The organism is Pseudarthrobacter equi (genome assembly GCF_900105535.1).
Lineage (GTDB): Bacteria > Actinomycetota > Actinomycetes > Actinomycetales > Micrococcaceae > Arthrobacter > Arthrobacter equi.
Map to the genome: position 1 here is coordinate 400,051 of NZ_LT629779.1, position 24,829 is coordinate 424,879.

Below are 24,829 nucleotides of genomic sequence, written 5' to 3' on the forward strand. Positions count from 1 at the left end.
GGTGCGCGCCCTAGTCCGTCCAGTGCCCGGGCCGCGCCAGCACCGCCGGAAGCCGCGTGCCCCCGTTGCCCCGGGCCGAGGTGACCTGCGCCTGGGTGAGGAAGAGCGCGCCGGCCAGGTCGGCGTCGTCGAGCCTTGCATCCCGCAGGTCGGCACCGAGCAGGTCCACGGCCGTGAGGTCCGTGCCGCGGAGGTCGGCGCCAATCAGCACTGCGTTGCGAAGGTCCGCGCCGCACAGCTGTAGCCCGCGCAGCCCGGCACCGGCAAGGTCGGCGCCAGCGTGCAGGCGGGCGGCCGGGCCGGCGTCGTCCGTAAAGTAACCTGCCCGGACCTCTTCACTGACCGTGCGCAGGAGCTGTGCGGTGCTGTGGTGCAGGGCCTCCACGTCGAGCTCCAGGACGGCCTGCGCGCCGCTTGCCGCGGCCTCTTCGAGCGTCACCCGAAGGTGCTGCACGTCGGCGGCAGTGTCCGGGCTGTAGGTTCGCCGGTGCGCTTCGGCCAGGTGCCAAAGCATCTCGTGGAGCTGCTTGACCACCCGGAAGGCGCCAAACGTGGCCTGCTGCGACGCAGGGTCCTCCCGCCAGCTGATCCTGGCAAAGAGGCCCTGGCTGACCGACTGGCCGGCACCGAAGCAGTCGAAGACCGTGCAGCCCCGGAAGCCGCGGGGCCTGAGCCTGTCGTGGATGGTGCAGGAAAAGTCGGTGGCCAGGTTGGGGCATTCGGCAGCGGGTGGCTTGTCGATGGCGAAATCCGCCGAGCGGGTAAAGCCAAAGGCGGTGAAGCAGAGCGCGAAGCAGTTGGCGCAGTCAGGCCGGAGGGTGACCTGCGTGAGGAGGGGTGTGCCGTGTGGCTGGGTGTCCATGGGGTCTCCCGAGAATGTTTCCGATAAGGGGGCCGGGTGGAGGGGAACCCACAACGGGGTTCCCCTCCATGGCACGCGGAATCACCGCCCTGTTCGTAATCGGGAGCCGGAGCGACGGGTGAAGACTGCGGAAGCTGTGGATCACAGGCAAGAAATGAAAATCACTGCGTCCAGAATAACTGCAGCGTCCAGGTCCGGGACAGGGCTATTCGACGTCTCCGGCGGACGTGGTGCGCGGCGGGGGTACGCGCCGGTTTCCGGTGGCCTCGACGGCCGCCGCGAGGCGCAGCAGTTCCGTGTCGCTGTAGGCCCGGCCGGCAATGGTCAGTCCCACCGGCATGCCGATGTCCGCGGCCAGCCCCATGGGAACCGTAACGGTGGGAATGCCCAGGTGGCGCGGCACCAGATTGCCGTTGGACACCCAGACGCCGTTGCGCCAGGCCAGATCGGCGGACTCCTGGTTCCTGTCCGCGTCGGCGGGGCCAACGTCCGCCGCGGCGGGAAACACCACGGCATCCAGGCCCAGCCGGTCCATCCACCGCTCCAGGTCCGTGCGGCGGGTCTTTTCCAGGCCCTCCAGCCCGGCCTGCAGGTGCGGGATCTCCGCCAGGGACGGCACGCCGTGGTCGCGGATCCACGCCGGATAGTCGCTGATGTCGTCGTCGAAACCGTCGTACCTGTCCGGCAGGGAACCGTCGGGTGCCGGGAAGATGTCGGCGCCCTTGACGTCGGCCAGCCGGTTCAGCCGGGGATCGCCGTTGGCGTCCAGGAAGTCGTTCCACGCCCAGGCGGAGAGGTCGACGATTTCGCGGCGGAGGTAGTCGGCGGATACCAGGCCGCGGGTGGCGATGGTGGGCGCGCCGGGCCGGTCGCCCTCGTAGTTGGAAACCACGGGGAAGTCCACCTCCACCACTTCCGCGCCGGCAGCTTCGAGATCGCGCCGGGCAGCGTTCCACAGGCCGATGATGGAGCCGCGGGTGTCGATGCGCCGGCCGGTGGGTCCGCCGATTCCCGGGTTCGCTGCTGTGCCGGCGTCCGGGTCGGCGTTGATGTACATCCTGGGGATGCCGAACCGTTTGCCGGCGAGCACGCCTGCCGCGGCGGCGCCGTCCGGAACGGCCAGGGCCACGTACGACGGCGGCCGGACGGCAGATGCCTTGGGTACCGGGATCCACGGCTGGACACGCCAGAAGTCGCCCCGGGTTTCGGCGTCGTCAGCCACCACCACGTCCAGGACCTCCAGGAGGTCCGCCATGGTGCGGGCGTGGGGGACCACCACGTCCATGGTGGGCACCAGGGGCCAGTTGCCGCGCACGGAGATGACGCCGCGGGAGGGCGTGTAGGCGCAGAGTGCATTATTGGACGCCGGGGCGCGGCCTGAAGACCAGGTTTCCTCCGCCAGCCCGAAGGCCGCGAAGCTGGCAGCCGTGGCTGTGCCGGCACCGTTGGAGGAGCCCGATGCGAAAGCCGCGGTGAGGTAGTCAGCGTTGTAGGGGCTCTCGGCACGTCCGTATACGCCGCGCTGCATACCTCCGTTGGCCATGGGCGGCATGTTGGTCAGGCCGATCAGCACGGCACCGCCGGCACGGAGACGTTCGATGGTGAAGGCGTCCCGTTGTGCCACCAGGTCCTTGAACGCAGGTGAGCCGGCGGCCACCGTCAGGCCGCGGGCCTGGTAGCTGTCCTTGGCGGTGTAGGGGATGCCGTCCAGCGGGCCGAGCAGGGAGCCGTCAGCCCGCCGCCGGTCCGACGCCCGCGCCTCTTCCAGCGCGTCCGGATTGACCACCACCAGGGCGTTGAGGCATATGCCGTTTGAGTCATACTTCTCGATCCGCGCCAGGTACGCGCGGACCAGGTCCTCGCTGGTGGTTTCGCCCCTTTCCAGCGCGGCGCGGAGCGTGCCGATGCCGGCCTCGACCACATTGAACGGTCTCACGATGCCGCGCTTCTCTTTGGTGCTGGCTGCTGCTGGGTGATGCAGTGGATGCCGCCGCCGAAGGCGAAGATGTCCCGGGCGTCCACCAGTTCCACCGTCCGTCCCGGGTAGGCGCGTTCCAGGATGCCCTGGGCAATGGCGTCGTTGGGATCGCCGAAGGCGCACAGCGCCACCACGTTGTTGGCGACGTAGTGGTTGATGTAGGACCAGTCCACGAAGCCGTTCTCATCCGAAAGGACGGTGGGCGCCGGAACGTCGATGATGCGCAGCGGCCGGCCCTGGGCGTCCACCTGGCCCTGCAGGACGGCCTTCAGCTGCAGGTAGAGAGCATGGTCCGGGTGGTCAGGGTTGTCCTGCTGGTGCAGCAGGATGGTACCGGGCCCGGCGAAGGCAGCCACGATGTCCACATGGCCGCGGGTGCCGAATTCGTCGTAGTCGCGGGTGAGTCCGCGCGGAAGCCAAATGGCCTTGGTGGTGCCGAGGGCCGCGTGGATCTCGGCCTCCACCGATTCCTTGGTGGCTGCGGGGTTGCGTCCGGGATCCAGCTGGACTGTTTCGGTGAGCAGCACCGTCCCTTCCCCGTCCACGTGGAACCCGCCGCCCTCGTTGACCAGAGAACTGGAGCGGACGGGGACCTCGGCTTGTGCCGCCACCGCGGAAGCAACCTTCCGGTCCTGGCCCCAGGCGGCCCACTCCTGCGCACCCCAGCCGTTGAAAACCCAGTCGACGGCAGCCAGCGAACCGTCCGGCTGGTGCACGAAACTGGGCCCGCTGTCCCGGATCCAGGCGTCGTCCAGTGGAATCTCCACCACCGCAATGCCGCTGCCGAGCCATTCGCGGGCTGCCGTGGCATCCCGGGGATCGGCTACCACAGTGACGGGTTCATACTTGGCAATGGTCCGGGCTACCTTCGTCCATGCAGCGCGTGCGCGGTCCAAGGTGGAGCTTCCCGCCGGCCCAAAGGTTTCGTTGGGCGGCGGGAAGGCCATCCAGGTCTGCTGGTGGGCGCTCCACTCAGCCGGCATGGCACCGGAGGCGGCTGACCGGGCGGCCGGGTTTGCTTGAGCGGGGGCGGCGCTGGCTCCGTCAAGGGAAGCGTAAATGAATGTCATTCATTTAGTATGCGGAGTGTGGCCCGGCCGCGCAAGGGTCCTGCCCAAAATGACGGCTCCTGGGCAAGGCGTGCGGCGGCCCGGAACGTCGGTCCCCCGGAAGCCTGCCGCTTCAGCTTTCCGGGGTGCCTACGGCTGCCACGATGGCCTGGCCCAATTCGTCCGGTTTGGTGAACTGTGGCCAGTGGCCGGTGGGCAGGTCCACGTACTCCACGTCCTTCATCCGGCCCAGTTCAGCCACGAAGGGGTGCCCTCCCGCGATCCATTCGTGCAGCATCGCGGAGGGAAACTCGCAGGCAATGACGGTTGCCGGCACGTCATAGCGGCGCTCGTCATGGAGGTGCTGCTGGTCAAAGGCCACGCCCTTGGGCTGCGGGATGGCCCGGGCACGGAACTGATCCCGCAACGCATCATCGAGGTCCACCAGGTCGGCGTCTTCGAAGCCCTCCCACGGAGGCAGCGGAACGTCGTGGCCGTCCGCCTCAAGTTCGTCATTGATCACCCCGCCCTCGCCCAGGGGGCCGCTGTCCACGTAGATGGCCCGCGCCACGCGCTCCGGCCGGGAATCGATGACGCCGTGGATGATGGCGCCACCGCCGGAGTGGCCCACCAGCACCACTTTTCCGTCGAGGCCGTCCACTGCGCCCACCACGGCGTCGATGTGGTCACGCAGGCCGATCCCTGCCCGGTTGGCGTCTTTCGACTCCAGCCCGGGCAGGGTGAGGGGGACGGGGCGGTGGCCGGCAGCTTCAAGCGCCGGCACCACCCCGTCCCAGGAAGAAGCGTCGAGCCAGAATCCGGGAACGAGGATGATGTCCATGACCGCACCCTACCGCGGCAGTCCGACACTGTGGCAGGACGCCGGGCCCTCCCGCCCAGTTGCCGGCGGGCTCAGGTCCAAGCAGCGGAGGCAGCGCCAGGTGCTGCACGGCGGAGCGTGGCCCCGCCCGCCTTCAGCAGGGGGTAACTGGGCAGGAGTGTACGCCGCCAGGTCAGCGGCTCCCCTTGCGCCGCTTGCCCCGTCCTGTGCCGCCGGCCTTCTCCTGCCTTTCGGCCACCTCACGCTCCGCCCACCGCTGCGACTTCCCCACGGACACCACTTTCTGGTGCCACTCGCGGTAGTACGCCCGCTGGGCCGCAACGTCGGACCGCCGCGCCAGGGCCGCCAGTTCCCGCTGCATCTTCAGGTAGGAGTTCCAGCGGCGCTCCGGGAGGACACCTTGGTCGATCGCCTCCCGGACGGCGCACCCCGGCTCGTTGCCGTGTCCGCAGTCATTGAACCGGCACGTCCCGGCCAGTTCCTCCACATCGCCGAACATTTCGCCCAGCCCGTCCTCGGCGTCGAACAACCCGAACCCGCGGACGCCCGGGGTGTCCATGAGCACGGTGCCGTTGGCAAGCGGCACCAGTTCCCGGGAGGTGGTGGTGTGCTTGCCCTTGAAGTCCCCGGACCGGACCTCGCCGGTGTGCTGGACTTCCCGGCCCGCCAGGGCGTTGATGAGCGTGGACTTGCCGGCGCCGGAGGGCCCCAGCAGCACAATGGTTCCGCCGGCCGGGATGTGCGCCATCAGTTCGTCGATCCCGTCGCCGTTTTCTGCCGACGTGGTGACCACCTCCACGCCCGCGGCCTGCAGGATGACCTTCCCGACGACGTCGTCCGCCACCTGCGCAAGGTCCGCCTTGGTGATGATCACCAGCGGAGTGGCGCCGGAGTCCCACGCGGCCACGAGCGTCCGCTCGAGCCTGTTGTGCGTGAGGGGCCGGTCCACCGGGAGCACCACCCCCACAGTGTCCATGTTCGCCGCCAAAACCTGCTCGGCGGATGAGTCCTCGAAGGCGCGTTTGCGGCTCAGCTCGGACCGGCGCGGAAGGACGGTCAGGATCTGCCGGTCACCGGCCCGGTTGGGGCCGAGCCAGACCCAGTCGCCGGTGACGGCAGCCTCCCCGCTGAGTGGATAGGGGAGGTGGAGGAGCCCATCGGCCACCGCCACGAGCAGCAAGTTGCGGTCCACGCGGACCACACGCCCGCGTCCGGTGCCCCCGGGGCAGGGATGGTCCTCGAAATATCGGGCGACGGCGGCCGTATATCCGAAACTGGATGGACCGTCAGTGATTTGTTGGGTGGTGATGGTGCTGTCCAGGGCGTTGCCTGAAGAAGTGTTCAAGGTTATTTCCTCGGGAGAATGTCCCGGTGCACCGGCGCGCGTCAGGCGCTGGCGGTGCAGGCGGGGAAAAAGGTTGGGTTGATGGTTGCGGGGCGCCCAAGGCGCGCGACAATGGCAGTCATCAAAACCACCTCCAATCCCTCGAAAGGTTCCCGTCGTCCTGCCGGGAACGGCAGGGCGGAACCGGGACCCACTCTAGCGGCGTCCGCCGTCGGCGGCTAGGGTCCGGCGCAAAAAAGGTGCGGCCCCCCGAAGGAGGCCGCACCCTGGTGCTGAAATGCCGGTCAGACGCTGGTGGCGTCCTGCACCTCGCCCACCAGCTCTTCGATGATGTCCTCAAGGAACAGCATCCCGGTGGTGGCGCCCTCGGCGTCGAACACCCGGGCCACGTGGGCTCCGGTGCGGCGCATGGCCGCGAGTGCGTCCTCAAGCTCGGAGCCCGCGAAGGCCGAGGCGAGCCGACGGATCCGCTTGGCAGGCACCGGCCGGGCGAACTTCTCCGGCGACGTGAGGTCCATGACGTCCTTGAGGTGGAGGTAGCCCGCAGGTTCGGCGTTGCCGTCCGTGAGGATGTAGCGCGAGTACCCGTGCCGGGCCACGGCCTGCTGGATGTCGGCCGGGGTGGCCGTCTCCGGGAGCAGCACGATGTCCGCCAGCGGAACCTGGACGTCGGCCACCGTCTTGGCGGTGAACTCGAACGCATTGGTCAGGGCACCGGTGGTGTCCTTCAGCATGCCGTCGCGGGTGGACTGCTCCACGATGCTGGCCACCTCATCCAGGGTGTAGGCGCTGGTGGCCTCATCCTTGGGTTCCACCTTGAACAGGCGCAGGATGCCGTTGGCGATGCCGTTCAGCGTCCAGATCACGGGCTTGAAGATCCGTGCCACAACTACCAGCGGCGGGGCCAGGATCAGCGCAGCCCGCGTGGGGACCGAGAACGAAATGTTCTTGGGCACCATCTCGCCCAGGACCACGTGCAGGAAGGTCACCAGCAGCAGGGCCACGATGAACGCGATGATGCTGATGGCCTCGTAGGACAGGGACGTCAGGCCCAGCGGGATTTCCAGGAGGTGGTGGATGGCCGGTTCGGAAACGTTCAGGATGATCAGCGAACAGACAGTGATGCCCAGTTGGCTGGTGGCCAGCATGAGCGTTGCGTGCTCCATGGCCCACAGCGTGGTTTTGGCGGCTTTGCTGCCCGCTTCCGCCTTGGGTTCGATCTGCGACCGGCGGGCCGAGATCACCGCGAACTCGGCGCCCACGAAGAAGCCGTTAACCACCAGGAGCACAGCCAGCCAGATGATGCCGGGAAGATATTCACTCATGGGTCAGCTCCCGGGTGATGTTGTCCACGATCCTGTCGTGCGGGCTTTGCGGTGCTTCGCCGGATTCGGCGGGCGTGAAGCGGAGCCGCTCCACGCGGGTCTCCAGCGCGCGCTCCACACGGAGCGTGCCGCCGTCGACCTCCACTTCGTCTCCGAGCTCGGGCAGCCGGTCCAGCTGGTCCGTTACGAAGCCGGCAACGGTGTCGTACTCACCGTCCGGAACGCGGATGCCGGTGCGGTCCAGGAGTTCGTCCGGGCGCAGCGCGGCGTCGAAGGTGATGGAGCGGCCGGTGCGGACCACGCCCACGCGGGCGCGGTCATGCTCGTCCTCCAGTTCACCCACGATCTCTTCCACGAGGTCCTCCAGCGTGACGATACCGGCGGTGCCGCCGTGCTCGTCGGAGACGATGGCCACCTGCAGCCCCTGCTTTCGGAGCAGGTTCAGAAGGGTGTCAACGCCCATGGATTCGGGAACGCGGAGCGGTTCAATCATGAGGTCTTCGGCGGTGGTGACGGCGCGGTCGGACAGGGCGACGGCGAACGCCTGCTTGACGTGCAGGACGCCCACCACGTCATCCCGGTCCCGGCCGATCACCGGGAAGCGGGAGTAGCCGGTGGACTTCGCCAGGCCGACGATGTCCTCCGCGGTGTCCGCTGTACCCACCGCGGTCATCCGGACACGCGGCGTCATGACATCCACCGCGCTGTGCTCGGTGAAGCGGAGCGTACGGTGCAGCAGCGTGGCATGGTCCAGGTCAAGAACGCCTTCGAGGGCGGAGCGGCGCACCAGGGAGCTCAGCTCCTCCGCGCTCCGGGCGCCGGACAGTTCTTCCTTGGGTTCGATGCCGAAGCCGCGGATGATCTTGTTGGCGGTGTTGTTGAAGAGCAGGATCACGGGCTTGAAGACCGTGGTGAAGAGCGCCTGGAACGGCACCACCACCTTGGCGGTGGCCAGCGGCAGGGCCAGGGCAAAGTTCTTCGGAACCAGTTCGCCGATCACCATGGAGAAGATGGTGGCCAGGAAAATACCGGCCACGGATCCGACGGCCGGCACCAGGGTTTCCGGCAGGCCCGCGGATGTCAGCGGGCCGCTGAGCATCCGGCTGATGGCGGGCTCGAACGTGTAACCGGTGAGGAGCGTGGTGAGGGTGATGCCCAGCTGTGCACCCGAAAGGTGGGTGGACGTGATCTTGAGGGCTTTGATGGTGGGGCCGAGGCGTTTCTCGCCGCGGGCCTGGCGGGCTTCGAGGTCGTGCCGGTCCAGGTTCACCAGGGCGAACTCGGAGGCGACGAAGAAGCCGGTGCCGACGGTCAGGACCAGGCCGATGCCCAGCATGATCCATTCATACATTGGGGCGCCCCTCTCCTGTGGTGGCCGGTGATCCGGTCAGAAGGCAGAGGGGCCAGGGCATATGTGAAGGAGGGTCGTCCATAGTGCTTTTAACTGTACGGGACGGCCGGAAGTTCCCGCAGCGTCAGCCGCGCATTTCCAGCGCCCGCTTCTGGCGGCCCGAGATGGACGAGACGTAACCGCAGTTGGTGCAGGTGATGCGGAACTTCCGGGACGTGGTGAACACCGGGATGAAGAACAGCGTGAACTTGGTGGCCCGCTCAACCAGTGCGTGGTGTACGTGGGCGTGGCAGTGCTGGCACGTACCGGGCCTGCCGGGGAGGGCTTTGTCCACTGTCTTGAAGCCAAAGAGAAGGAGCATGGCGGGCCTTTCTGGTGGCTTGTACGGGTGAACCGGCAGCATCTTCCACACTAGGCGGTCCAAGCACGTTCGTCATGGCGTGGTGGGTGCGGGCCAGCCGGGGCGGTGCGATACTTGGGGGCAATTAGGGTTTCGGCGTTTGGGGGACTTTCGGAGACATGGTTCTGGATACGACGACCCTTCGGATCGCATTCGGCCTCATGGCCCTGGTGCTGGTGGTGCTGTTCTACTTCTCGGCGTACCGGGTAACGCGCTCCCCATACAGCGGCTGGTGGTGCGTGGCGCTGATCTTCTTCCTCGGCGGTTCAGGGTGTTTCCTGCTGGACGGGACGCCGCACCAGGTCTGGGCCAACCCCGTGGGCAACGTGCTGCTGGTCCACGGCGGCGTGGCCGTCTGGGCGGGCGCCCGGTCCCTGCGTACCGTCCGGCCGCCCATGTGGGCCTTCGCAGGCCTTCCATTGGCCACGCTGGTGGCGTCGATCCTGGACAGCCCGGCCACCAACACCTGGTCCGGCGGGACGGTTTTCCTTGCCGCCATGAGCATCAGCATCGGGCTGGCCTCACGCGAACTGTGGCGCCTGGAGCCCGGGTACTCCCGGGTCCGGATCCCCATGGCGGTCTCCGCCGGCGGCCTGGCCGTCTACTACTTCTTCCGCTGGCTGGCCTTCGTCCTGGAAGGCCAGGACGGGCGCACGTTCGTCACCGTGTTCGGCTCTGCCGTCACCACGCTGGTGACCATGGTGCTCCTCGTGGTGGTGTCCTTCAGCATGGCGGCCCTGAGCAGCGAGCAGCAGACGCGGGCCCTGCGCGTGGTGGCCTCGCGCGACGACCTCACCGGCCTCCTGAACCGGAAAGCCTTCCTGGACCTGGCCGCCGAACAGTTGGCGGACCGGGCCATCACCGGCGCCTCCGGGGCCCTCATCCTGGCCGACCTGGACCACTTCAAATCCGTCAACGACACTTACGGCCATGCGGCAGGGGACGTGGCACTGCGCCGGTTCGCGGACGCCTGCACCGCCACCGTGCGGACCACGGACCTGGTGGGCCGCTACGGCGGCGAGGAATTCGTCCTCCTGATGCCCGGCGCCAGCCCCGAGCGGGCAGAGCTGGTAGCTTCCGAAATCAGCCGCCGCCTCGCCGCGGACGCCCGCCTGGACGGGGTGGAGATGCCCACGGCGAGTTATGGGATTTCCACGTACGACGCCGGGACCTCCCAGGTGGACGATCTCATCGCCGCAGCGGATGCGGCGTTGTACACGGCCAAGTCCCTGGGCCGGAACCGGAGCGCCCGCAGCGACGGGCGCGTTTAGGCGCGAGCGGGGCTGCTGTCCGGGCCGTCCTCCGGCTGGGCGGGTGTCAGCGGGACCGGTGCGGGCCGGGCAACGGTGCTCCGCACCTTCGTGGCGGCGCCGGTCCGGGCAGCCTCCAGCAGGGACTCCATGACATCCAGGACGTGGAACGCCAGCTCGCCCCCGGCCCGCGGCTCGCTGCCGGGAGGGGTGGCCGCCAGGTCCGCGATCCCGAAGCCGCGGCCCGCGCCCTCGTAGCCGGCCGACACCGGAAGCACCTCCCAGTCCGCTGCACCGAGCGTGAAAAGCTCCACGTCGCCGTCGAACTTGTTGGGATCCGGAACCACCAGCGAGCCGCGCTCGCCGTGCACCTCCAGGTTGGGGCTCTTGGTGCGGACGGCGTCAAAGCTCATCACCAGCGTGGAGATGGCGCCGCCGGCATGCGTCAGTGTCCCGGTGACGTGCGAGTCCACGTGGACGGGAACGGTTTCGCCGGCGCGGGGGCCGGAGCCAATGCTGCGCTGGTCCCTGGTGTGGCTGGCGGCGCCGGTCACGGAGACCACAGGACCCAGCAGGGTCACCAGTGCGGTGACGTAGTAGGGGCCCATGTCCAGCAGCGGGCCGCCGCCGGGCTGGTAGTAGAAGTCCGGGTTGGGGTGCCAGCGCTCGTGCCCCGGGGTGGCCATCACGGCGGTGGCGGCGATGGGGGTGCCGATCAGGCCGTCGTCGATCGCCTTCCGCGCGGTCTGGATCCCGGTGCCCAGGACCGTGTCCGGAGCGCATCCCACGGCGACGCCGGCGGCCTTCGCAGCGTCCAGGACCTCCCTGGCCTCCTTGGTGCTCGCCGCCAGCGGCTTTTCGCCGTACACGGCCTTCCCGGCGGCAATGGCCTGGAGTGCGATGTCCGCGTGGGCCGCGGGGATGGTGAGGTTCAAAACGAGGCCGACGGCGGGATCAGCCAGCAGTTCGTCCACCGTCAGGGCACGCACGCCATCGCAGGAGTCCGCCACAGCCTGCGCGCGGTACAGGTCCAGGTCCGCCACGGCGATGAGCCGGATGTCCGGCAGGCGGCGGAAGCTCGCCAGGTACTGGGCACTGATGGCGCCGCAGCCGATGATGCCGACGGTGATGGCAGTGCCTGCGGTCAGCGGCTGGCCCACAGCAGCCCCCTCTCCACGATGGTGCGGACGTTGGCGTCCTCCAGGATTTCCACGCGGTGGCCGGGGGTGCACACGAAGATCTTTCCCGCGCCCCACTGTCGGGTCCAGATGGCCGGTGAGGTGACCTCGCGGTGCCACGGATCCCAGGGCCGGACTTTCTGCGTGGTGGTGGCCAGGACGTCGATGTAGTCATCGGCCAGCACCCAGTACTGCTCGGTGACCAGGTCGAAGCCGGGAATGCCGCGGGTGATGGGGTGGTCCGCCGCGGCGGGAAGCATGTTCACCGTGTACGGAACGTAGTTGTCCGCCTGTTCGCCTCGGCGCTCGTCCGGGTGCTTGCCGGGGTGGCAGGCGAACTGCCCGCCGATCAGGTGCAGGTAGTCGGAGGTATTGCGGTACGAATCAGCGATGCCGCCGTGCCAGCCCGCCAGGCCGGTCCCGTTTTCGACGGCGGCCCGCAGGCCCGCGAACTCGTCCTTTTCGATGGTGCTCATGGTCATGCACTGGACGATGAGGTCCACGCCCGCCATGTAGTCCGCATCGGCATAGATCTTCGGGGAATCCTCGATCCGGACGTCGTACCCGTGGTCCTTGAGGAAGGGGATGAACAGGTCCGTTGCTTCGACGGGCTGGTGCCCGTCCCAGCCGCCGCGGACCACCAGGGCGTTTTTCGTGCCGGTCATAGGGATATTCCTTCATGTGCATAGGAGCTGGAGGCTGGGTCTGGTTGGCGGATCTCTTGCCAGCGGGAGGCATTGCCTGCACTGCTCTCCACCGCTGCGAGGACGCGCTGCACCCGCAGGGCGTCATGGAAGGACGGTTCAGGCTGGCGGCCGGCCGCGAGGGCTGTCACCAGGTCCACCACCTGGTGGGTGAAGCCGTGCTCGTACCCGAGGCCGTGGCCGGTGGGCCACCAGTTGCCCACGTAGGGGTGCTCCGGTTCGGTGACGATGATCCTGCGGAAGCCGGCGTCGGGCCCTTCAGCGGCGTCATAGAAGGACAGGACGTTGTTGTCCTCGAAGTCGAAGGCGAGGGAGCCCTCGCTGCCGTTGATTTCCAGCCGCATGGCGTTCCGCCGCCCCAGCGCATAGCGCGTGGCCTCGAAAACCCCCACCGGGCCGCCGTCGAACCTTGCCGTGAAGATCGCCGTGTCGTCCACCGTTACCGCACCCCGGGGCGAACCGGCGTCGAGGTTTCCGTGGCCGCCGAGGCCCACGAGGTCGCCGGCAAGGGGCCGTTCCCGGACGAACGTCTCCATCAGGGCCGACACTCCGGAGACCTGCCTGCCGGTGATCCACTGGGCGGCGTCGATGATGTGGGCGCCGATGTCGCCCAGGGCGCCGGAGCCGGACCTGGCCTTGTCCAGGCGCCAGGTCATGGGGGCATTTTCGTCGCTGAGCCAGTCCTGGAGGTATTGGGCACGCACGTGACGGATGGTTCCCAGCCTGCCGCCGTCCACCATCCGCTTTGCCAACGCCAGGGCCGGGGTGCGGCGGTAGCTGTAGCCGCACATGGCGTAGACGCCGCGCGGCGCGGCGGTCCGTGCTGCGGCGGCCATGCGCTCGGCCTCCTCCACAGTGTTGGCCAGGGGCTTTTCGCAGAGCACATGCTTGCCGGCTTCCAGCGCGGCAATGGCAATCTCGGCGTGGGTATCGCCGGGAGTGCAGATGTCGATGAGGTCGATGTCATCCCGCTCGATGAGCCGGCGCCAGTCCGTTTCGGTGGAACTCCAGCCCAGCTTGGCGGCCGCGGCTGCCGCGGCGTCGGCGTTCCTGCCGGCCAGGGCGGTCAGTTCCGGAACCAGCGGAAGGTCGAAGAACCGCGGGGCCGTCCGCCAGGCGTGGGAATGTGCGGCGCCCATGAAGGCGTAGCCCGCCATGCCAATGCGCAGCGGGGTGGAGTTTGCCATGTGTGCCTCTTTGCAGGTGTTCGAAAGTTTTCGGTACTATTTCGGGATACTTTGACGCTATTTTGGCTTCTGTTTCCGCGTCAAGGCTTTCGGCCACCGAAAACTTTCGACGACGGGATGGGAAGCGGATGGAGAAGCGCAGCAGGCTGACCCTCTCGGCTGTGGCTCGGCAGGCCGGCGTCTCGGTTCCCACCGTCTCCAAGGTGATCAACGGCCGGCCGGATGTCGCGGCGGAAACCCGGAAGCGGGTCCTCGCCATCCTGGAAGAGTCGGGCTACAGGTCGCCGGTGCAGCACCGCCGCTCCCTCGCTGCAGTCCCGGTGGTGGAGGTGGTGGTCGACTCCCTGAATTCCGGCTACACGGCTGAGGTGCTGGCCGGGATCATGGATTCGGCCACGGCCGGCGGCGTGGAGGTGGTGCTGAGCAGTACAGGTTCGCGCGGGGGAGCGCCCTACCCGGAGCAACGTGCCCAACGCATCGTGGACCAGGGGCGGTGCGGAATGATCGTGGTGACCTCGGCCTTCGGCGACGCGCCGCTGGACGCCTTCCACCGCCGCGGCGTTCCCGTGGTGGTCATCGATCCGCTGAATCCGCCGTCCGAGCAGGTGGTGAGCGTCGGCTGCACCGACTGGGCGGGGGCCAAGGACGCCACGGCGCATCTCCTGTCGTTGGGGCACCGGCGGATAGCGTTCCTCGGCGGTCCTGAAGCGGTGGAGTGCAGCCAGGCCAGGCTGCACGGTTACCTTGCGGCGCTGCGCTCACAGGGAATTGCCGCGGAGGACCGGTACGTCCTGGCCGGGGAGTTCAGGTCCGACGACGGCGCGCGGCGGCTCCGCGACCTGCTGCTGCTCGAGCCCCGGCCCACGGCGGTGGTTGCCGCCAGCGACACCATCGCCTTGGGCGTGATCGCCGAAGCCCTCCGCCAACAGGTCCGGATTCCGCAGGAACTCAGCGTGGTGGGATTCGACGGCATCCGCCAGGCGGAGGAGGCCGTGCCGGCGCTGACCACCGTGGCGCAGCCGCTGCGGGACATCGGCCGCGCGGCCCTCCGGATTATCCTGCGCCAGGTCCAGGGGGAGGTGCCGGACTCCCGCCGGGTTGAACTGGCCACGAAGCTGGTGGTCCGGGAATCGACGGCGGCCCCTCCCGGGGAATAGGCCTGCTGTTCGCCATTTAATTTCTTGGAGCAGAAAAGGGCACCCATTGCCAATTGCGGTCATGGGTGCCCTCGTTCTAATACTGCTTTACCCGTAAATCACACGGCACGATACTCCTGTGGGGAAGAATGCCGTCCCACGTTCAGTGCCGGTATGAAAACCGAAGAGGTTGTAACGGTCAACATTGTAAAAAACGAATGTTCCAGATGGGCGTGCGATGTAAAGCTGGTTGTAGCCGAGGACCGGCGACGTGCAGGAGACGGTATCGGAGACGGATACCGAATAGCTGAGTCCCGCTTGTGCACTGACAGCGCCCGCGGACAATCCGAACCCTCCCGACACCGTGGCTGACATGGTCACGGCACGGGACAGGCTGCAGGTTGCTCCGGGATTCCTGCAGCTCGTCAGAATGTCCGGAGACTCGGTTCCGTACTGCTGGCCGGTTACGGAGACGCGGTATGTGTCCCCCACGGCATCCGTGCCGGCCATGCTTCCCTTTGGCTGCACGGGCTGCGCGGAGAGATTCGCAAAGTGATGATCCACGGCGGCTTGGATATCTTCACCCGATAACGAGGACGGCCGGATTTCAGATGCATGCGCAGGAAGCGCCAAGCCGAGGCTTAGGCCTGCGGAGATTGTGGCTGCCAAAAGAACTCTTCTGATATTCATTTTCCCCCATTTTGTAAATCCATACGATTTCGATGGCGGATCGAGCGTAGCAGGGATATTTGGCGCAAATTCCGTTGTTTATGAATTGACGCCCACGAGGCGTGCTGGTAAATGGCGCCGTCCGTCGTTTTTCATAGCATCAAATTGCCGCATAGATCAAGTCAAGTGGCTTTTGCGGAACCTGTTCCCCGGCAATATCGTAGCTAAGTAGATATTTTCTTTTGAGGTGGGGGAATTATGCCGGTCCGCGGCTCTGTAGTGACGTCCGCAGTTGCAGCCATGGCGATGCTGGCGCTGGTGTCATGTACCCCGGAGCCGGAGCAGCCGGGCATGGCAATTCTTGACCGGGCAGCTTCAGCCGAAGATGAGGTCCCCGTGTTCGTGGACCTCAAGGGCGCGGACCCCTCCACTGTCAGGCTGGCTGCTGAGCACGGAGGTTTCCGGTTCTACCTTGCCCGCCCGGACCAGGAGGCGGGATTCTGTTTGATCCAGGTTGCGGACGAAGGCAAGGACCGGTGGGGTTCGGCGTGCGCAACGGACGGTGGGCCCGTGCTGACCACCAATCTTCTGGGGTACGGCAGTGAGGCGGCTGTGCTGGCCGACGGCGAGGATACCGGGGACCTGGTGGGCCAGGGTTATGCCCTGATCCAGGACAACATCCTCGTCCGACGCTGATTCGCCGCCAAACGCTTGCCCGCGCTCAACTGGCCGGAAGTGTCAGGAGCCGAGGTGCCCGCTGAGGCGGCGGTGGAAGCCGGTGCTGCGCTCATCGAGGCCTTCAATGGCCACCGTGGCCCCGTGGTCGCCGTACTTCGTTTCGATGGAGTCGAGGGCGGCGACGGTGGAGGCGTCCCAAATCTGGGCACGGCTGAGGTCGATGGTTACTGACTCCGGGTCGTCGGCGTATGCGAAATGTTCCACGAGGTCGTTGCTGCTGCCGAAGAAGAGCGGCCCCACCACGTCGTAGCGGACGCTTTCGCCGTCGTCCGCAAGCTTCCTGTCCACGCTGATGACGTGGGCCACCCGGCGCGCGAACAGCACCATGGCGAGGACAACGCCCACCAGGACGCCGTAGGCAAGGTTCCCGGTGAACACCACGACTGCCACCGTGACGCCCATGACAAGCGTCTCCGGCAGCGGCATCCGCTTCAGGGTGGACGGCCTCACGCTGTGCCAGTCGACGGTGGTAACGGCCACCACCATCATCACGGCGGCGAGGGCCACCATGGGAATCTGGCCCATGATCGAACTGAGCCCCGTCACCAACGCCAGCAGGAACACCCCGGCCACCACCGTCGAGATGCGGGTGCGGGCCTGCCCGGTCTTCACGTTCAGCACGGTCTGCCCGATCATCGCGCACCCGGCGATGCCGCCATAGAAACCGGCAAGGATGTTCGAGACGCCCAGTGCCCAGGATTCGCGGCCCTTGTGCGACGGGGTGTCGGTGATGTCATCCACGAGTTTCGCGGTGAGGAGCGTTTCCATGAGCCCCACGAAGGCCACGCTCAGCGCGGTGGGCAGGATCAGCTGGAAGGTCTCAACGTTCACCGGGAAGAGGAACGGCGTAAAGCCGGGCAGCTTGCCCGTGAGGGGCCCCTCGTCAGAGACGTTTGGAACCGCGAGGCCGGCAATAATCGCGATTGCGGTCACGACGACGATCGCCACCAGCGGCGACGGGACCACCTTCGTGAACCGCGGAAGGATGAAAATGATGGCAAAAGTCAGGGCGAACAGGGCATAAGCGAGCCACGGGACGTTGAGGACGTGCGGCACCTGCGCCATGAAGATCAGCACACCCAGGGCATTCACGAACCCGATCATCACCGAGCGGGGAATGAACCGCATCAGGCGGGCCAGGCCGGCCAGGCCAAAGACCACCTGGATAACGCCGGCCAGGAGCACCGTCGGCAGGACGTACTGCACGCCGTGCTCATGCACCAGCGGGGCAATGACCAGGGCCACGGAACCGGCTGCGGCCGTGACCACTCCCGGCCGGCCGCCAAGGATGGACATCGCCAGGGCCAGCACGATGGAGGCGACAAGGCTCACCATCGGGTCGACTCCCGCGACGATCGAGAAGGAGATGACCTCCGGGACCAGCGCGAGCGTTGTGACCATCCCTGCGAGGACCTCGCGGGACAGTTGCCGTGGGGAACGCAGGGCGGTCATCACGGTGATGGGTTGCCGGAAAGGGCGGGGGCGGTCGGCGACGGCCAAGGAGCGGCTCCAGGGACTCGGCTCTGTTTGGGAAGAGCGGTGGGGAACGTTTCTGCGCCACGCTGCGCACGGGTCCAGCCCGGTCATGGAAGACAATGGGTGGAGAGGGAATGCACCGGCAACGTCCGGATGCGTGTGCAACACTACCCTAACGTGAGGGTTGACCAGGGTTGGTGACGTGATGGTGAAAGAAATGACCGCCGAAGAAGTGGTGGCAACGATGCATATCGGCGAGCTCGCGGACCGGTCGCAGATGTCGTTGCGGACCATCCGCCACTACGACGAGGTGGGCCTGCTCAAACCGTCAGGCCGGACCGAGGGCGGCTTCCGCCTCTACACCGAACGCGACTTCACCCGCCTGCTGGTGATCCGCCGGATGAAGCCACTGGGATTCACCCTTGAGGCCATGGCTGAGCTCCTGCGGGTCATTGACGCGCTGGAAGCGTCCGGGCCCGGCCAGGATGACACCGCCATCAGATCCGAGCTGAACACCTTCATTGAGGAGGCCTCACGGCGCCGCGCCAAGCTGGAGGAACAGCTCGGCATGGCCGATGAGTTCCTGGCACTCCTCCACGCGCAGTAGGGCTTTACGAAAACTGTGGGCAGCCTCCCTGTCGCAGACCGGAGCAGCAGCAAAGCCGGCTGATAAAATGGGCGGGTTGCAGGGCGGCCTTTTCTCGCTGGTCCAGCCAGCGCCGCAACCAGGTAGGGGACCAGACACAATCATGACGGCAGGCGGGTCACACCTCCGGACTTCGGAAAGCCGGCCGGGCACACCGGCAACGGCGTCCGCGCCGGCCAAAGGACGTGCCTACCTTGCCACCATCGAAGGTTTCATCGGCTCCCTGATGATGTTCGTGGGCTCCATCGGCACAGGGTGGATCGCCAACGGCTCACCCATGATCCGCCAGCCCGTGGTTATCGCCCTGCGCACCGAAGGATGGGGCGTCACGGTTTCCACCTTCCTCCTCACCCTCGGCGCCATGCTCCTGATGCGCTCCTGGCTGCGGCTGGGCCAACGGCTCGCGGACTGGGGCAGCAAATCCCTGCGGTCCGTGGTCATTGCCGTGTCCGCATGGTCGCTGCCCCTGATCTTCTGCGTCCCCGTGTTTTCCCGCGACGTCTACGCCTACACCGGCCAGGGGCGGCTGGTCCAGGAAGGCCAGAACCCGTATGAGGTGGGAATCTCCACCCTCAACAACTGGTTCGCACTCGGCGCCGATCCCGCCTGGGCGGAAAACCGCACACCCTACGGCCCGTACTTCCTCTGGCTCGCGCGTGGGGTGGTGGGGCTGACAGGAGCCCAGCCCGACGCGTCGGTCCTGCTCTTCCGCCTGCTGGCCGGCGTCGGCGTGCTGCTCTGCGTCATCTACGTGCCCAAGCTCGCCGAACTGCACGGCATCAACGGTGCCCGGGCGCTGTGGATCACGGTGGCCAACCCGCTGTTCCTGATCAGCTTCATCGCCAGCGCCCACAATGACGCCCTGATGGTGGGGCTGGCGGTCGCCGGCGTGTACTTCGCGGCCACCCGGCGCTACCTGGTTGGCATCCTGCTGGTCACCGCCTCGATCGGCATCAAGCCCATCACCGTGCTCCTGCTGCCGTTCATTGGGGTGATGTGGGCCGGACCGTCGGCGTCCTGGCTCCGGAAGTTCCTGATGTGGGGTGCCACGGCGGGCATCAGCCTGGCCGTCCTGGTGTTGAGCGGCATCCCGTACAACCTGGGCATGGGCTGGACCTGGGCCATCCTGGACACCACCCCGGGCTACACCGGCTACTCGCCCTCAGGCTTCCTGGGACAGCAGGTGGAGTTCCTTGCCAATGTCCTTGGCCTGCCGGGCGGAACCTTCGCCACGTGGCTTCGGACCGGAATGAAGTGGACAGCCATCGGGCTGGTGCTGCTGCTCATGTTCCGCGGCGACTACTCGCGGGCGGTGCGCCGGATGGCGTTGGCGTTCACCGCCGTCGTAATGCTCTCGCCCATCATCCAGCCCTGGTACATCCTGTGGTTCCTGCCGTTCCTGGCCGTCACGGGCATCCGTGACGACTGGCAGATCCGGTCGCTCTACGTGGGTGTCACGTTCTTCGTGGTGTTCGGCGCGCAGGACCAGCTCTCCGTGTGGGGCTTCGTGGAACTGCCCATCCCGCCGTCGTCGCTGGCGTTCGTGACAGCGCTGGCCTTTACGTTTTACCTTCTATTCCTCGACGTGCATACACGCAAGCTGCTCATCGAGGGGCGTCCGCTGGACCTGGCCCGCACGGGCTGGCAGTGGGTGGCGGAGCGTCGGGCCGCCCGCCAGGCTACACGCCGCGCGGGACGTCGCTAGGCCCCAGCCGTTCTAGGCCCCGGCAGTTACGGGAGCGGAGTTCTTCCGTCCCAGCTCGGCGGTCCGCTTCACCGACCACCACAGCAGGACTACCAGCAGCACGTTGCGGGTGGTCAGGATGGCTGCCATCACCGGGTGGGCGTGGATCAACGGAGTGTAGAACAGCGGGTAAATCACGAACGTGGTCATGGCGATGCCCATGAGCAGCGCTGCGGGGACCTTCCAGCGGTTCCAATCGTGCGCGAGGCCGGCGATGATCACCGGGGCCAGCCAGATGATGAACTGCGGCGAGCCCACCTTGTTGAACACGATGAAGGCGGTGACCATCATCAGAGACCCCTCGAGGAACAGTTCCTCGCGTTCGGCGCCGCGCTTCAGTGCGCGGACCAGCAGGACGGCGGCCACCACGGCCGCGAGGATCAGCAGCGGCTGCATGAGGAACGCCGCGGTGCTGGCGCCCGGGCCGTAGACCTCGGTGGAGTTGATGGCCGTGTTGTCCGCCATTTTGGACCCGGCAATGTGGAAGACGCTCAGCCACACCCACGGCGTGGAGAAGGTGGCTTCGAGCTGCATGCCGCGTTCGCCCTGGTTCAGGAGGAAGTCCATGATGTGCGGCAGGCCGCCGGACAGCCACGTTCCCAGGGCCACGGCGGCGGTGACGCCGGCACCGGCCAGGACCACCTGGATGCGCTTGCGGCTGGCGATCACGATGGGCGCCAGGACGGCCGCGGGCCACACCTTGATCCACGTGGCGATGCTGAGCAGGAAGCCGGCAACAACGGGGCGCTCCGCCGCGTACAGCAGCGCGATGAGCACGATCGGGGCGGTGATGCCTTCCACCCGCGCGAAGCTGAGGTAGCCCATGAAGATGGTGAAGAACAGCCACCACCATGCGGGGGCGATGCCGCTGACCTTGCGCGGCCCCCGCGTCAGGTACAGGATCCCGACGGCGTTGAGCGCCGTGATGATCAGGAACCACATGAGCAGGTACAGGCTGGGCCCCGCGATGTTCGCCAGGAAGATGGGCAGCTGGGCCAGCACCGGGTAGACCCACGGGCTGATTTTGCCGTCCAGGTCCTGCGGGTTGTAGCCGTCCGTGGCCCACTGGCGGTACTGCTCCGTGTCGCTGAACGTGTCGCCATTCAGGAAAAAGGACGCCATCCAGCCGAGGAAGTACAGATGCACGACGGCGAAGCCCCACCACACGCTGGACGGCCGGGCGAACCAGTCCACCACCTTCGCCGGGAGCAGCCGGGTGCGGACACTGACCAGGCGGTCAAAGAACGTCGTGGAAATGTCAGGACTCCTTCAGTGCAGGAGCGGAAGCCGGGGTTTTCCTGCCCAGCAGGTACACCCGGCGGACGCTCCACAGGAACAGAACCACCAGCAGGATGTTGCGGATGGTCAGCACCAGCGCCATCCACGGGTTGTTGTGGCTGAGGGCGTCGTAGAAGAGCGGGTAGATGAAGTAGGTGGCCACGGCGATGGCGATGAGCATCACCGCAGGGACGCGCCATTCGCGCCAGCTGTGCGCCAGGCCCACGGCGACGGCTGGGCCAAGCCACACCATGAACTGCGGGGAGCCCACCTTGTTGAAGACCACGAACGCTGCGGCCAGGGCGAGGGCGCCGGCCAGGAGCAGCTCGGTGCGGTCCACGCCGCCGGCCACCTTGTGCTGCTTGCCGTTATGGAGCGCCCAGAAGGTCATGCCGGCCACCACGAGGGCGGCCAGGATGAGCAGCGGCTGCATCAGCACGGACATGGTGGCGGTGCCGGGACCGTCCACCTGCATGGAGTTGATGTCCGTGTTCATGTACATGCGGGAGCCGCCGGCATTCAGGACGGACAGCCAGAGCCACGGGGTGGTGAAGGTGGCTTCGAGCTGCATGCCGCGGTCGCCCTGCTGGGTGAGGAAGTTCAGCAGCTTGGGGACGCTGCCCAGGGCCGCTGCCAGCGCGACCACTGCCGCCGACGTCGCCAGCCCGGCCAGGACCACCACGAGACGGTTCTTGACCACGGCGAAGAGGGCCAGCATGATGGCAGCCGGCCACACCTTCACCCAGGTGCCGATGGCCAGCAGGACGGAGGCGATGAACGGCCGGCCCACCCCGTAGGCCAGGGCCACCAGGACAAGGGGAGCGGTGAGGCCGTCCACGCGGGCGAATCCGAGCCAGCCCATCAGGAAGGTGAAGGACAGCCACCACCAGCCCGCCGGGATGGCGTCCGTGTTGCGGCCGCGTTCGGTCAGTTTGAGCAGGGCCCAGCCGTTGAGGAGGGTGGTCATCAGGACCCAGAGGAAGAAGAAAGGTCCAGGTCCGGCGGCGCCGGCGACGGCCATGGGGATCAGCGCGAGGATCGGGTAGACCCAGGGGCTGGGTCCGCCGGACAGGTTGGCATCGTTGAACCCGGCCATGGCCCAGTCGCGGTAGATGAAGGTATCGCTGAAGGCCTCACCGCGCAGCGACAAAGAGGCCGCGAAGATGAGGAAGACCAGGTGCACCACGATGAACCCGCCCAGCAGCCCGCGGGGCGTGTTCAGCACCGCACGCGCCCTGCCGGGAAGGATGACATTGCGGATCCGGGTGAGATTGCCGAAGAAAGCGTCCGTGGAAATGGCGGGATCCTTGTCAGGTCGTGGCACACATAAGTGGTTGCGCGGGTGGCTGGACGCTGCCGCATGGCAGGCGCACAGCGGCGTCGTTCAGGAACATCGAAGGGCCTGGAACAGTTTCCGCCCGGTTTCAACTCTAATTCACGGCCATTGACCGGCCGTAATTGCATTTGCCGTGGAAAGCGCAATCCCCTGCCTGACCTGCGGTATTTTTCTAAAGTTGCTGGCGGGGGGATGTGTCATGCACCATAGTGCCCAGGCACTGCAGCCTTGGGGAGCGCAGGTTCCACTCCCATCCGCACCACCCCTAAGGCACAACCAATGAACTTTCCCCTGACCTTCACCGTGTCCGACCGCCAGAGCATGGACAGCCAACTGGACGCCGCCGTCTCAGTTGCCAAGAAGCATGCGATGGATTGCCGGCACGGCATCCTGGTAACCCGCCACGGAGTGGACAAGTTCACCGTGGCCCTCAGCGACGCCGTCCCCTTCGGCACCACGCGGGAACACCAGGCCTGGTAGGGCCCTTCCCCTGCACAGGCCGCCGGTCCGAAGCTTGTTCGCAGAACCCCGCCTTCAGGGTTCGGATCTGCGAAGTAGCTTCTGATCCATCAGCTGGTGAGAGCAACAAAAGCGCCTGCCGCCCCTTTCCGAAAGGGGTGGCAGGCGCTTTTTTGTTCGTGGCTGCGTTTCTGTTTTCGGCCGGGCCGGGCACGCATTCTGAAGTAACGCCCGACGGCGGAGTCCCGGCTGTGTGCGCGGTGGTCTGAAGCTTGTTCGCGGAACCCAGCCTTGAGGGTTCGGATCAGCGAACAAGCTTCTGATCCGCCAGGGACGGCGTTAGTGGGCGGTGTAGGGGTCGGCGATGCCGATGTATTGGGTGGTGGTGTATTCGGCGATGCCTTCGGAGCCGCCTTCGCGGCCGAGGCCGGATTGTTTGACGCCGCCGAAGGGTGCTGCGGCGTTGGAGATGACGCCGGCGTTGAATCCGACCATGCCGAATTCGATCTGTTCGGCCACGCGCAGCAGCTTGTTGAAGTCGCGGCTGTAGAGGTAGGACGCGAGCCCGTACTCGGAGGCGTTGGCCTGCCGGATGGCGTCCTCTTCAGTGGTGAACGTGGTGACAGGGGCGACGGGACCGAAGATTTCCTCGCCGAGGATCGCGGCGTTGTTGGGGACGTTGGCGAGGACGGTGGGCTGGTAGAAGTAGCCTGGTCCGTCCACGGGAGCGCCGCCAGTGACCGCAACCGCCCCGGCGTCGACGGCGGCTCTGACTAAGGCGTGGACGTCGTCGCGGGCACCGGAATCGATGAGCGGTCCGACCTTGGTGTCCGGGTGGGTGCCGCGTCCGGTGGTGAGGGCTGCCATGGCGGCGGCGAATTTGCGGGTGAATTCCTGGGCGACGGATTCGTGGACGAGGAAGCGGTTGGCGGCGGTGCAGGCTTCGCCCATGTTCCGCATTTTGGCGGCCATGGCCCCTTCGACGGCGGCGTCGAGGTCGGCGTCGTCGAAGACGATGAAGGGGGCGTTTCCGCCGAGTTCCATTGAGGTGCGGAGCACGTTCTGCGCGGCGTCCGCTATCAGTCGCTTGCCTACGGGGGTGGAGCCGGTGAAGGAGATCTTCCGCAGGCGGGAGTCTTTGAGCAGGGGTCCGGAGATTCCTGCGGCGGAGGAGGAGGCGACGACGTTGAGTACTCCGGCGGGCAGGCCGGCGTCGAGCATGGTCTGGGCGAAGTACTGGGCCGTGAGGGGGGTTAGCTTCGCGGGTTTGAGGACCATGGTGCAGCCGGCGGCGACGGCGGGGGCTACTTTGCGGGTGGCCATGGCGAGGGGGAAGTTCCAGGGCGTGATGAGCAGGCAGGGTCCGACGGGTTTGTGCTGGACGAGGATCTTGTTCTTGCCCTCGGGGGTGGTGAGGTAGCGGCCGTAGTCGCGGACGGTTTCCTCGGAGAACCAGCGGAGGAACTCGGCGCCATAGGTGACTTCGCCGCGTGCTTCGGCCAGCGGCTTGCCCATTTCCAGGGTCATCAGGAGGGCGAAGTCGTCGGCGCGTTCGGTGACCAGGTCAAAGGCGCGGCGGAGGATGTCGGCCCGTGCCCGGGGTGCGGTGCGGGCCCAGGCGGCCTGGGCGGCGTCGGCTGCGTCCAGCGCGGCGACCGCGTCTGCGCCGGTGGCGGAGGCGAGCGTGACGAGGACCTCGCCGGTGGCGGGATCGTGCACGTCGAACGTGCCGCCGTCGGACGCATCCCGCCACTCACCGTTGATCAACAGGCCGGTGGGCACCGAGGCAAGCAGGGATATTTCGCGGTCGATGGTCAAAGTCGTGGTATTAGCCATATCGGCTCCTTAGGATGCGTAGCTCAGTGCCTCAGGGCTCA

At 66.9% G+C, this 24,829-nt stretch carries 21 protein-coding genes; 6 read left to right on the forward strand and 15 right to left on the reverse strand.

Features of this window, described 5'->3' with window-relative positions; all coding sequences use genetic code 11:
• Window positions 1–10: 10 nt before the first annotated feature.
• The 8 genes from BLT71_RS01745 to BLT71_RS01780 all read right to left on the reverse strand — a co-directional run bounded on the left by BLT71_RS01745 (window position 11) and on the right by BLT71_RS01780 (window position 9,112).
• Window positions 11–862: a pentapeptide repeat-containing protein gene (locus BLT71_RS01745; protein ID WP_091717025.1), complete on the reverse strand. Its 852-nt coding sequence runs from the start codon at window positions 860–862 to the stop codon at window positions 11–13.
• A 205-nt stretch (window positions 863–1,067) separates the two neighbouring features.
• Window positions 1,068–2,798, reverse strand: a complete 1,731-nt coding sequence (locus BLT71_RS01750; RefSeq protein ID WP_091717027.1) for an amidase — start codon at window positions 2,796–2,798, stop codon at window positions 1,068–1,070.
• Complete coding sequence (locus BLT71_RS01755) at window positions 2,795–3,910, reverse strand: agmatine deiminase family protein (RefSeq protein ID WP_091717029.1); 1,116 nt, start codon at window positions 3,908–3,910, stop codon at window positions 2,795–2,797. The genes BLT71_RS01750 and BLT71_RS01755 overlap by 4 nt, the downstream gene beginning before the upstream one ends.
• Window positions 3,911–4,022: 112 nt before the next feature.
• A complete protein-coding gene (locus tag BLT71_RS01760; RefSeq protein WP_091717031.1) occupies window positions 4,023–4,730 on the reverse strand; it encodes an alpha/beta fold hydrolase in 708 nt (235 codons plus the stop codon).
• A 172-nt stretch (window positions 4,731–4,902) separates the two neighbouring features.
• Entirely contained in the window at window positions 4,903–6,075 is a 1,173-nt protein-coding gene (gene rsgA / locus BLT71_RS01765) for a ribosome small subunit-dependent GTPase A (RefSeq protein ID WP_091717033.1), read from the reverse strand.
• A gap of 284 nt (window positions 6,076–6,359) precedes the next feature.
• Window positions 6,360–7,400: a hemolysin family protein gene (locus tag BLT71_RS01770; protein ID WP_091717034.1), complete on the reverse strand. Its 1,041-nt coding sequence runs from the start codon at window positions 7,398–7,400 to the stop codon at window positions 6,360–6,362.
• A complete protein-coding gene (locus tag BLT71_RS01775; RefSeq protein ID WP_091717036.1) occupies window positions 7,393–8,751 on the reverse strand; it encodes a hemolysin family protein in 1,359 nt (452 codons plus the stop codon). Before BLT71_RS01775 ends, BLT71_RS01770 begins: the two co-directional genes overlap by 8 nt.
• 124 nt (window positions 8,752–8,875) lie before the next feature.
• On the reverse strand, window positions 8,876–9,112 hold the full coding sequence (locus BLT71_RS01780; protein ID WP_091717038.1) for a zinc-ribbon domain-containing protein: 237 nt from the start codon (window positions 9,110–9,112) through the stop codon (window positions 8,876–8,878).
• A 158-nt stretch (window positions 9,113–9,270) separates the two neighbouring features.
• Between BLT71_RS01780 and BLT71_RS01785 the strand changes: the two genes are divergently transcribed.
• The gene (locus BLT71_RS01785) at window positions 9,271–10,422 is read left to right on the forward strand and encodes a GGDEF domain-containing protein (RefSeq protein ID WP_091717040.1); all 1,152 of its coding nucleotides are present in this window, start codon (window positions 9,271–9,273) and stop codon (window positions 10,420–10,422) included.
• Here the strand turns inward: BLT71_RS01785 and BLT71_RS01790 are convergent.
• The 3 genes from BLT71_RS01790 to BLT71_RS01800 are packed head-to-tail and all read right to left on the reverse strand — an operon-like array spanning window position 10,419 to window position 13,470.
• On the reverse strand, window positions 10,419–11,561 hold the full coding sequence (locus BLT71_RS01790) for a Gfo/Idh/MocA family protein (RefSeq protein ID WP_091717042.1): 1,143 nt from the start codon (window positions 11,559–11,561) through the stop codon (window positions 10,419–10,421). The two genes, BLT71_RS01785 and BLT71_RS01790, sit on opposite strands and share 4 nt — an antisense overlap.
• Window positions 11,546–12,244: a ThuA domain-containing protein gene (locus BLT71_RS01795; RefSeq protein WP_091717044.1), complete on the reverse strand. Its 699-nt coding sequence runs from the start codon at window positions 12,242–12,244 to the stop codon at window positions 11,546–11,548. The genes BLT71_RS01790 and BLT71_RS01795 overlap by 16 nt, the downstream gene beginning before the upstream one ends.
• On the reverse strand, window positions 12,241–13,470 hold the full coding sequence (locus BLT71_RS01800) for a Gfo/Idh/MocA family protein (protein ID WP_091717046.1): 1,230 nt from the start codon (window positions 13,468–13,470) through the stop codon (window positions 12,241–12,243). Before BLT71_RS01800 ends, BLT71_RS01795 begins: the two co-directional genes overlap by 4 nt.
• 128 nt (window positions 13,471–13,598) lie before the next feature.
• Between BLT71_RS01800 and BLT71_RS01805 the strand changes: the two genes are divergently transcribed.
• The gene (locus tag BLT71_RS01805) at window positions 13,599–14,627 is read left to right on the forward strand and encodes a LacI family DNA-binding transcriptional regulator (protein ID WP_091717048.1); all 1,029 of its coding nucleotides are present in this window, start codon (window positions 13,599–13,601) and stop codon (window positions 14,625–14,627) included.
• A gap of 927 nt (window positions 14,628–15,554) precedes the next feature.
• Complete coding sequence (locus BLT71_RS01810; protein ID WP_091717050.1) at window positions 15,555–15,971, forward strand: hypothetical protein; 417 nt, start codon at window positions 15,555–15,557, stop codon at window positions 15,969–15,971.
• Between the two features lie 42 nt (window positions 15,972–16,013).
• Here BLT71_RS01810 and BLT71_RS01815 read toward each other — a convergent pair whose 3' ends face one another.
• Complete coding sequence (locus BLT71_RS01815; RefSeq protein WP_197676726.1) at window positions 16,014–17,513, reverse strand: SulP family inorganic anion transporter; 1,500 nt, start codon at window positions 17,511–17,513, stop codon at window positions 16,014–16,016.
• Between the two features lie 193 nt (window positions 17,514–17,706).
• On the opposite strand from BLT71_RS01815, the gene BLT71_RS01820 reads away from it, so the two are divergent.
• A complete protein-coding gene (locus tag BLT71_RS01820; RefSeq protein ID WP_390896637.1) occupies window positions 17,707–18,096 on the forward strand; it encodes a MerR family transcriptional regulator in 390 nt (129 codons plus the stop codon).
• A gap of 142 nt (window positions 18,097–18,238) precedes the next feature.
• Window positions 18,239–19,840, forward strand: coding sequence for a polyprenol phosphomannose-dependent alpha 1,6 mannosyltransferase MptB (gene mptB, locus BLT71_RS01825; protein WP_091717052.1), 1,602 nt, complete (start codon window positions 18,239–18,241; stop codon window positions 19,838–19,840).
• Between the two features lie 12 nt (window positions 19,841–19,852).
• On the opposite strand, the gene BLT71_RS01830 is transcribed toward mptB, so the two are convergent.
• Together BLT71_RS01830 and BLT71_RS01835 are read right to left on the reverse strand one after the other, a co-directional pair.
• Entirely contained in the window at window positions 19,853–21,076 is a 1,224-nt protein-coding gene (locus BLT71_RS01830) for a glycosyltransferase 87 family protein (RefSeq protein ID WP_172829891.1), read from the reverse strand.
• Between the two features lie 61 nt (window positions 21,077–21,137).
• A complete protein-coding gene (locus tag BLT71_RS01835; RefSeq protein WP_091717054.1) occupies window positions 21,138–22,481 on the reverse strand; it encodes a glycosyltransferase family 87 protein in 1,344 nt (447 codons plus the stop codon).
• Window positions 22,482–22,772: 291 nt separating this feature from the next.
• On the opposite strand from BLT71_RS01835, the gene BLT71_RS01840 reads away from it, so the two are divergent.
• On the forward strand, window positions 22,773–22,973 hold the full coding sequence (locus BLT71_RS01840; RefSeq protein WP_091717056.1) for a hypothetical protein: 201 nt from the start codon (window positions 22,773–22,775) through the stop codon (window positions 22,971–22,973).
• A 318-nt stretch (window positions 22,974–23,291) separates the two neighbouring features.
• On the opposite strand, the gene BLT71_RS01845 is transcribed toward BLT71_RS01840, so the two are convergent.
• Entirely contained in the window at window positions 23,292–24,788 is a 1,497-nt protein-coding gene (locus BLT71_RS01845; RefSeq protein WP_091717058.1) for an NAD-dependent succinate-semialdehyde dehydrogenase, read from the reverse strand.
• Window positions 24,789–24,829: the final 41 nt, after the last annotated feature.

Excerpts from the sequence above, each read along its gene's own strand:
- BLT71_RS01800 (WP_091717046.1), bottom strand. The coding sequence starts at position 13,470 with ATGGCAAACTCCACCCCGCTGCGCATTGGCATGGCGGGCTACGCCTTC.
- BLT71_RS01785 (WP_091717040.1), top strand. The coding sequence starts at position 9,271 with ATGGTTCTGGATACGACGACCCTTCGGATCGCATTCGGCCTCATGGCC.
- BLT71_RS01780 (WP_091717038.1), bottom strand. The coding sequence starts at position 9,112 with ATGCTCCTTCTCTTTGGCTTCAAGACAGTGGACAAAGCCCTCCCCGGC.
- BLT71_RS01805 (WP_091717048.1), top strand. The coding sequence starts at position 13,599 with ATGGAGAAGCGCAGCAGGCTGACCCTCTCGGCTGTGGCTCGGCAGGCC.
- BLT71_RS01840 (WP_091717056.1), top strand. The coding sequence starts at position 22,773 with ATGAACTTTCCCCTGACCTTCACCGTGTCCGACCGCCAGAGCATGGAC.
- BLT71_RS01795 (WP_091717044.1), bottom strand. The coding sequence starts at position 12,244 with ATGACCGGCACGAAAAACGCCCTGGTGGTCCGCGGCGGCTGGGACGGG.
- BLT71_RS01820 (WP_390896637.1), top strand. The coding sequence starts at position 17,707 with ATGACCGCCGAAGAAGTGGTGGCAACGATGCATATCGGCGAGCTCGCG.
- BLT71_RS01845 (WP_091717058.1), bottom strand. The coding sequence starts at position 24,788 with ATGGCTAATACCACGACTTTGACCATCGACCGCGAAATATCCCTGCTT.
- BLT71_RS01760 (WP_091717031.1), bottom strand. The coding sequence starts at position 4,730 with ATGGACATCATCCTCGTTCCCGGATTCTGGCTCGACGCTTCTTCCTGG.
- BLT71_RS01775 (WP_091717036.1), bottom strand. The coding sequence starts at position 8,751 with ATGTATGAATGGATCATGCTGGGCATCGGCCTGGTCCTGACCGTCGGC.
- BLT71_RS01745 (WP_091717025.1), bottom strand. The coding sequence starts at position 862 with ATGGACACCCAGCCACACGGCACACCCCTCCTCACGCAGGTCACCCTC.
- mptB (WP_091717052.1), top strand. The coding sequence starts at position 18,239 with ATGACGGCAGGCGGGTCACACCTCCGGACTTCGGAAAGCCGGCCGGGC.
- BLT71_RS01755 (WP_091717029.1), bottom strand. The coding sequence starts at position 3,910 with ATGACATTCATTTACGCTTCCCTTGACGGAGCCAGCGCCGCCCCCGCT.
- BLT71_RS01770 (WP_091717034.1), bottom strand. The coding sequence starts at position 7,400 with ATGAGTGAATATCTTCCCGGCATCATCTGGCTGGCTGTGCTCCTGGTG.